General features: G+C 44.2%; 7 protein-coding genes and 1 pseudogene. 6 read left to right on the top strand and 2 right to left on the bottom strand.

The window, feature by feature from the left end:
* Positions 1-88: 88 nt before the first annotated feature.
* Positions 89-430 (bottom strand): hypothetical protein, encoded by a 342-nt coding sequence (locus H6F63_RS00370; RefSeq protein ID WP_190633929.1) that lies wholly within the window; start codon positions 428-430, stop codon positions 89-91.
* Positions 431-523: 93 nt separating this feature from the next.
* Positions 524-724 (bottom strand): hypothetical protein, encoded by a 201-nt coding sequence (locus tag H6F63_RS00365; protein ID WP_190633928.1) that lies wholly within the window; start codon positions 722-724, stop codon positions 524-526.
* Between the two features lie 247 nt (positions 725-971).
* On the opposite strand from H6F63_RS00365, the gene H6F63_RS00360 reads away from it, so the two are divergent.
* From H6F63_RS00360 to H6F63_RS29715, 6 genes and pseudogenes are all read left to right on the top strand, one after another.
* The gene (locus tag H6F63_RS00360; RefSeq protein WP_190633925.1) at positions 972-1181 is read left to right on the top strand and encodes a hypothetical protein; all 210 of its coding nucleotides are present in this window, start codon (positions 972-974) and stop codon (positions 1179-1181) included.
* A 494-nt stretch (positions 1182-1675) separates the two neighbouring features.
* Positions 1676-2152, top strand: a complete 477-nt coding sequence (locus H6F63_RS00355; RefSeq protein WP_190633923.1) for a hypothetical protein — start codon at positions 1676-1678, stop codon at positions 2150-2152.
* Between the two features lie 75 nt (positions 2153-2227).
* Positions 2228-3844: a phage/plasmid primase, P4 family gene (locus H6F63_RS00350; protein ID WP_190633921.1), complete on the top strand. Its 1617-nt coding sequence runs from the start codon at positions 2228-2230 to the stop codon at positions 3842-3844.
* Positions 3845-3928: 84 nt separating this feature from the next.
* Positions 3929-4837, top strand: a complete 909-nt coding sequence (locus H6F63_RS00345; protein WP_190633919.1) for a hypothetical protein — start codon at positions 3929-3931, stop codon at positions 4835-4837.
* A 715-nt stretch (positions 4838-5552) separates the two neighbouring features.
* Positions 5553-7169, top strand: a complete 1617-nt coding sequence (ggt, locus tag H6F63_RS00340; protein ID WP_347276751.1) for a gamma-glutamyltransferase — start codon at positions 5553-5555, stop codon at positions 7167-7169.
* Between the two features lie 485 nt (positions 7170-7654).
* Positions 7655-7765, top strand: a pseudogene (locus H6F63_RS29715) (IS1 family transposase); the annotation flags it as partial.

The following is a 7765-nucleotide window of genomic DNA, read 5'->3' as shown; positions in this document are numbered from 1 at the left end:
CTTCGCTACAACTATATGCCTTTTGCGTCCCAATCAGGAAGTTGATGTATTCAATAGCGGTGTATTTTGGTGGATTCATTCCCTCCTTTTACCGCATCTTCAGTTCAACTGCGTAACTCCTGACAGAGTTAACAGACAAATCAACCCAGCTCACTCCTTTACCATTGATTCGGATGGAGTGCTGACCTTGCAGTGATTCTGACAACTGAACTCCAAAAGCTTGAGCATCTTGAATGGACGCTACAACAGAAAGATTCCAGCGAGGGCGATGAGGTAGTGAACTCAATGCCCCTAAAAATAAGTGCAAGCCAAATTTAATCTTTCCTGCCCGGTCATCTACCACCCGCACATATCCTTGAGGATTGAATTGATAAGCGGGTTGACCTGCTAACCACCGCTGCGCGATTAAATCAGTTCTGTCACCAGCCAAATACTCGATTAAACTTCCTTCGGTAGTGGTATAGAAGTAGTGATAAATCCACTTTTACCCCCTACTGTACAAGGCTTTGAGCATTAAATATCACTACCTGTTTACCACTACCCTTCCTTCTTTGCTCTCTGGTACGTCGTAAATTTCACCGTGCAACACCTGCACATAAGACGGGATGCGAATTTCAGCATTATCAATTACTAATTTGATAGATCCATTGCCCCCGTCGTAGCCAGTAGCCAAGAGCGGGATTGCACTACCTATTTTCGGTAGTGCCTGACTATCTATTTGCATCAGTGCATTCCTTTTAAAAAACTATAGAACCCTTTCAACGCCTGATTTGTACCTTTGTTCTCCCACTGCTAAATACTTGCAGGCTGGGTTGCCAAGTAGGGTCGGGAGCTGACTTGGGTAGGCGTTTGCTGCCTATAAATGCTAATATAATACTAATTTGACGCTGATAAATAACTTATTAATACTGATTAGTTACGTTTGCACACTTGTAGGCAGCAGAAATGTACGATAAAGGGGCAATAAGAAGATGGAAGCTGTGAGTAAACGAGTTAACGTAACCTTACCTGACTCAGTATTTAATGACTTAGAAATATGGGCTGAACGCCAGGGTAGACCTACGGCTAACCTAGCAGCATTTTTAATTGAGCTTGGTATCAGGCAAGCGAAGGAGCAAGGTGAATTTCCCGACTCGAAAAAAGAAACCCCTCCATCCACTAGCAGAGACGGGGGGGGATAACGTGAGGAGCAATCGCGCTCAAAATATTGATCCTTTACAAAAAAACCCAAGCACAGTATAAATTTTTAATCTGGTATCAGTACTGTGTAACGTGTAACTGTGACCAATAAGTCCATTACTAACAACACTGTTCACCAGAAAAATAAGCAAAAAAAAAGGAGGCAAGTTATCCCAGAAAAGAACTTAGTCCATAAAAAAGACTAAAACATCACCGGAGGAAAATAACTTACCAACCAAGACTTATTATTAAATCTACACTCATCGTACCTTGGCTCCCGGTATTTGTCGATGAGCGTGGACAGGGTTCCAGAGAAATCCTGACCCAAGAGAAAAGAAACATCAAATAATAATATTCAGCTAAATGGGAATATTAGACCGATAAATTGACGAGGGGCGCTTGGTTGATGAACCTCCGGTGATGCTAGAAAGCTTCTCTATGGATTAAAGGACTTACTGGGTGACTGCCTCCTCCTCACAAAAGGAGAGTAAATCCCGTGGTTACATCTGTTGAATTTAATCAGTCAACCAAGTCCACCTTCGATATCCGCAACTACGTTGAGCGCCTGACTCCCACCAAAGAGAAGGGCAGATATATTTGCCCGGTGTGCGAAGGCAACAATTTCACTGTTAACTCAAAATCAGGCGCTTATAGCTGCTGGAGTGGCTGTGAGTCAAAGGATATCCGAGAAGCTGTTAGCCCGTCGAAAAGTCGTCAGGAGGGGAAATACACTTCTCGAAAAACCGCAAAACCAAAGCGTAAACCCAAACCTGCACCACTGCCAGCCATCATAAATCTGGTTAAGCTGACCGCGCCTGCAACAGACCGACCACAAAGAAAGGCACAGCTTGATCGAAACCACGGCGATGTAAACGTGATTGTTTACAAATATTCAGACACTCAATGGGTGACGAGAACTGAGTGGGCAGATCCCAAACAGCCAAAAGGCTACAACAAAACCTTTAGGCAGTGACATCGCAATCAGGAAGGGCAAGCAATTCCCAACCAAGGTGACAAGCCGTGGCAGTCTTATCGAATTGATGAAGCAATGGCTGCGATTAAGGCTGACGAAAGCACCAATGCAAAAGGATTGCTATTTGTTGAGGGCGAGGAATGTGTAGAGGAACTACGCAGTGTAGCAATAGCTGGAATTACAACTAAAGGCGGGTCTTGGAGTGAAGCAGCTCTGGTGGCACTAGCTAAGGTGCTAAAAAAGGCAAATGTAGTTTTAATTTACCTGAAAGACAATGACGACACAGGTAGTGCCAAAGCCGAGAAAGTTTTAGACTCCTGTACTAAGGTTGGGCTGCCTTGCATCGTCATCGATCCAGTTGCAATTTACCCAGGCTTACCCGAAAAAGGAGATGTAGTAGACATCTTAAAAGTCATGGATTCAGCAGAATTTATTAAAAAGCTAGAGGAGGAAATTCATCGAGCAGTAGAGGAGGGAAGAAATCAAGAGGCTAAAGCCGCGGCTGAATCTCAGGAGCAACAAGAGGAGAAAAAATCTAAAAGGATACCAGCCGCCGACAAAGTAGCTGAGGAGATTGCAGAGGAATTACGCGATCGCCTCGCTTTCAACAACATCACAAGTTCTTGGATGCGGTATGAAGCAGAGCTGCCTGGAGTCTGGTCAGTCGAATCTGATAATTTCATTGAGAGCATCGTCAGCAACATACTAAAAACCCTTGAAATCAGCGGTTACGGCTCTCACTCCTACATCACAAACATCGTCAAGAAACTGCGATGTGAGTTAATGCAGCGGACATGGGATGAAAAGAGTGCTAATGAATTACTGCCTTTTAGTGACGGCGTGCTGGAACTAGCAACAGGTAAGTTACTGCCTCATTCACCCGGCTACAAATTTACATGGGCCCTGGCACGGACACACGATACCAATGCGACTGATTGGAGCCTGATTGACGAATTCCTAACCCATGCCACAGGTGGAAATCCTGCACTCAAAGAGATTTTGATTTGTTTCGCCAATGCCGTCCTGGTGGGGCGCTCCGACCTGCAAAAATTCCTTCACACAATTGGAATTGGCGGCAGCGGAAAAGGCACCTATATGAGGCTTTTGGTTGATTTAATTGGGATATCCAACGTTCACAGCTCTACGTTGGAAGACTGGTGCGGTAATCGCTTTGAGGCTGCCAACGCTTACCGCAAGCGCCTAATAGTTTTTTGGGATGAAGACAAGGGCAATCGCCAGATGGGTAAATTCAAGAGCTTAACTGGCGGCGACTGGCTAGGAGCGGAAGAGAAAGGAAAGAAAGCTTTCCAATTCAAATTCGATGGCATGGTAGCCGTCAGCTCCAACTTCCCGGTTTTCGCTGGTGACAATTCTTCTGGGATGTCACGCCGAATTATTGCCATTCCGTTCAATCAAGGTGTCGTCCCATCCAAGCGCCGGGATTTAAACAAAGATTTTCAACCACAGTTGGCGGCGTTTACAAACTACTTATTGAGCATCCCTGCCGAGCGCGTAACAGAGGTGTTGTTGGGGCTTGAATCTGTTCCAGAGATGGACGAACAGTTCTGGGAAGGGCGCATCCGAACCGATAGCATTGCAGCATGGCTCAACGACTGTGTAATTCGTGACGCAATGGCATCAACTCCAGTCGGCAATGATTCCAATAACATCCACACACTTTATGGCTCTTAGTGGAATCATTGCAAAGGTTCAGGTACTTCACCCCGTGCTTCTAAAAACTTCAGCCCTGATTTATTGGAGCTGTGTCAAAAAATCTTGGGGTGGACGGAGATAGAAAAAGTTAGTACCAGGAGAGGCAAGGTAATCAAAGGTCTACGGATTCGAGGTGGTGCTGACGGCAATATTCCAACCTATGATTGGACACTTTCGCAAGCTGTGAAGGGTGCCGTGATGGGTCGTGACGGGGGTTTTGACGGGTCAGAACCGTTACCGGATAAGGATGTTACGGATAGTGATGGATTATCTGAATATTCTGATGCAATAAAAAAAACGAATGAGGAGAGTAGCGGCGATGGTGTGAGCGGTAAGACGAGTGACACATTATATAAGGATGAAGGTGTTGACCTGTCACAATCTGCCACAGCCTTACAGGGCAACCTTTTCAACCCATCACATAACTTATCACATAAGCCATCACAGTACCCGTCACAAAAAATTGCAGAAAATGCTGTTCAGGAAAGTGCGACAACAGCCTTGCAAGACATTCTGGAATCGGCGCAGATGTTGATAAATGCTCAAGACGGAATCATGGCTATGGTGGTGATGTCTATGTTCTGCAACGAAAGCCCAGAACTGTGGAAGGAGATTTGGAAGTGTATCAGTCCTGAGGAACGAGACCGATTAAAGAAACTAAAGTCCGAGGCTCAAGACAAAACCAAAACCGGGGATAAATGCAAAGTCCGACTCATCCGTGAAAACAAATACGAGTGGGTTGACGCAACGTTCGTTTCTGCCGTTTCCGCTCCACAAGACCCGCAAAAACTGCATTGCACGTTTGAACTAGCTAGTGGAGAAAGAGTAGATATTTGCGAAAAGAATGAATGGCTACTGGTTGAGCTTGATGACACTGGTGTGTTAGCGGAGATTGACGAAACCGAGGAGATTGACGAAACCGATTTCCTATTGGGAGAGATTGAGGAAGGCGATTCTCAATCTGGTGATTAGTAAAGTTGTTGGCTCTTAAGCGATCGCGTTTTCTTTCATGAGTGCGCGAAATGTGGGTTAGCTCTCGTGCATTTCCTGCCTGCCAGGTTGAATGCGAAAGACTATGCCCTTAAGAAAGCTTGCGCTTGGCAATCTGCTTCCAAGAACGCGATCGCTTTATTTAAGTGCCAATAGCACCTAATTTTCTGCTGCCCTGTCTCCCGGCAGTTCAAGCAGGTGATTTTTTGTTCTATCTACAAAATATAAAATACAAGCTATAACAGCTTCTTGTCTCTACCACATTAAGCCGTGGAGTAGTGCTGAGCCCATTTGCTCAGGTCAATCCTTATCTTTCCTTTGCTCCAATTAATTCACCCAACAGGCTTTTTATTAAGCCACTTAAATTTATATCCTCCTGGCGCTGCCGCTTCTTTTGTCTGAGGTTTGAGTAGTAATAGTAGCTAACCGGGTAGCTGCTATAGATTAAAAGCAGCATATTGCCTACAGTTGTAAATTTCAATACTAATTTCTCCAGCAAAGTATCTTAATAATGTGAGTCATATAGGGACAGGGTAATTACTAAAGGGGCTTCTCGATGTATTTGACTGGGAAAAAAGTGACCGTTATTGCTTTGGCAAGTGCATTCAGTTTTTCAACCGTTTTTGCTCCAGTTTTGGTAGCTGTATCAACTCTTACAAAAGTTAATATAGTGAACGCTGCTAACCGACCAACTACTATGTCTATGAATGGCATGGTAACGACACCTCACTACTTAGCTTCTCAAGCTGCTTTAGACATACTCAGGCAGGGTGGAAATGCTGTAGATGCTTCGATTGCGGCTGCATCTACGTTAGCAGTAGTTTATCCACATATGAACAGTATTGGAGGAGATAACTTTTGGTTGATTTATAATGCTAAAACTCGCGAATTGAAAGCTTTAAATGCCAGCGGTAGAGCCGGTAAAAAGGCAACAATTGGCTTTTATCAAGCTAAAGGCTATACAAAAATCCCCTCTAGAGGTTATTTGGCAGCCAATACAGTACCTGGAGCGGTTTCTGGTTGGGGAGAAGCCTATAAATATGCTCAACAAAGTATAGGTAATAGTCTGCCTTGGAGTGAACTGTTTAATTCTGCCATTAGCTATGGAGAAAATGGCTTTCCAGTAACTCCTAGTCAGAACTATTGGACTAAAACGAATATTGATGAGAAGGATAAAGAATTCCGGAATCTTCAACGTTTTCAAGGCTTCAAGCAGACCTATCTCAAGTCAAATGGTGAGTCTTACCAGGCTGGTGAAGTCTTTAAACAACCACAGCTTGCTAAAACCCTGAAGGCAATTTCTGAAAAAGGGGCTGCTGAATTTTATAAGGGTGACATCGCTCAAAATATCATCAAAGACTTAGAAGCTAACGGCGGGATTCTAACTCTAGAAGACTTTGCCTCACACACGGCTGATTGGGTTGAACCGATTTCAGCAGACTATCGCAAATACAAAGCCTATAATTTTCCACCTAATACACAGGGAATGGCTTCTCTCTCGATTCTCAATATCCTCAACAACTTTGACTTGAAGAAGATAGGGGAAGGCACAGTAGATTACTACCACACGATAGTGGAAGCAACAAAACTTGCTTTCGCCGATAGAGACAAGTATCTCAGCGACCCATCCTTCGTTAATATTCCTTTGGATACGCTTCTGTCCAAAAAGCATGGTAGGGATTTAGCAGCACGCATCAATATGAGAGTTGCTGTTAAAGAAGCTAAGCTTCTCGATCCAAAAGGCGATACTGTCTGGTTGGGTGTGGTTGATAAAGATGGCAACGCTGTATCTTTAATTCAAAGTATATATCATGACTATGGAGCGGGTATTGTTGCTGCAAATACGGGAGTTTTGCTACAAAATCGAGGGAGTTTCTTTTCTCTAGATCCAAAGCATGTTAATCATTTAGAACCCCGAAAGCGAACCTTTCATACTTTGAATCCGGCAATGCTATTTCAGGATGGAAAACCCTATTTAGTTTACGGAACAATGGGGGGAGAAGGACAGCCACAAACCCAAGCTGCCCTTGTAACTCGGATTGTAGACTTCGGATTTAGTGTACAAGATGCGATTGAAGCACCGCGATGGTTGCAAGGTCGTACTTGGGGAGCCTCATCTAATGACCTTAAAATTGAAGGACGAGTGCCGCCAACTGTCGTCAAAGGGTTAATTCAAAGAGGTCATCCAGTCAAGGTAGTGGATAACTACACAGATACAATGGGACACGCAGGGGCAATTCTTATTGAGCCGGCAACCAACATAAAATTTGGTGGTGCAGATCCACGTGGAGATGGGGCTGCTGTAGGGTACTAACGGATATTAGATAACAAATTATATTTGGGATTTTCTCAGCTTTTGGTGAAAAGGACATAATCCTTGTTATGTTGCACTCTCGGCGATTTTTGTCACGATGCCAAATTAAATGACATTGAGACAAATTCGTGTCGCTCGTGCAAAGTTGCTCTACTGCAAGATTGCACAGAAAGTTTGCGCGAGCGACCTATCATCAGCGCCAAAGGATTGCGTACCCTAGCTCCAAGCCCTTTAGCAGCTAAGTCTAGCTGTGCTGCTTTAACGACACTAATATCTCTGCACGACAATTAAAAAGTTACTGTAGGGGTATGAGTAGTATCCGAACAAAAACTTACGCTAAGGGGCGTACCAATTGAACCTGCTAGAAATCAGAAGCTTGAACCCCTTAACTTTTCGTATTAAAACGCTGTACTAAATCGCCTTTGTATAGCAATGGAGATTTTTTAGTCGCTAAGGCTGGAAGTTTGGCGTTGCATAATAGAGGGATGAAGTGTCCAAAATGCGAATCCACCATTCTCAGCAAGAATGGCCACCGTCGGGGCAAGCAAAATTACGTTTGCCGGGACTGCGGGAGGCAGTTTCTTGATTTCTATTCT

This window comes from Trichocoleus sp. FACHB-40, from assembly GCF_014695915.1.
Classification (GTDB): Bacteria; Cyanobacteriota; Cyanobacteriia; order Cyanobacteriales; family FACHB-T130; genus Funiculus; species Funiculus sociatus.
The sequence above is the reverse complement of the archived record's forward strand: the minus strand, read 5'-3'. Positions and strand labels throughout refer to the sequence as shown.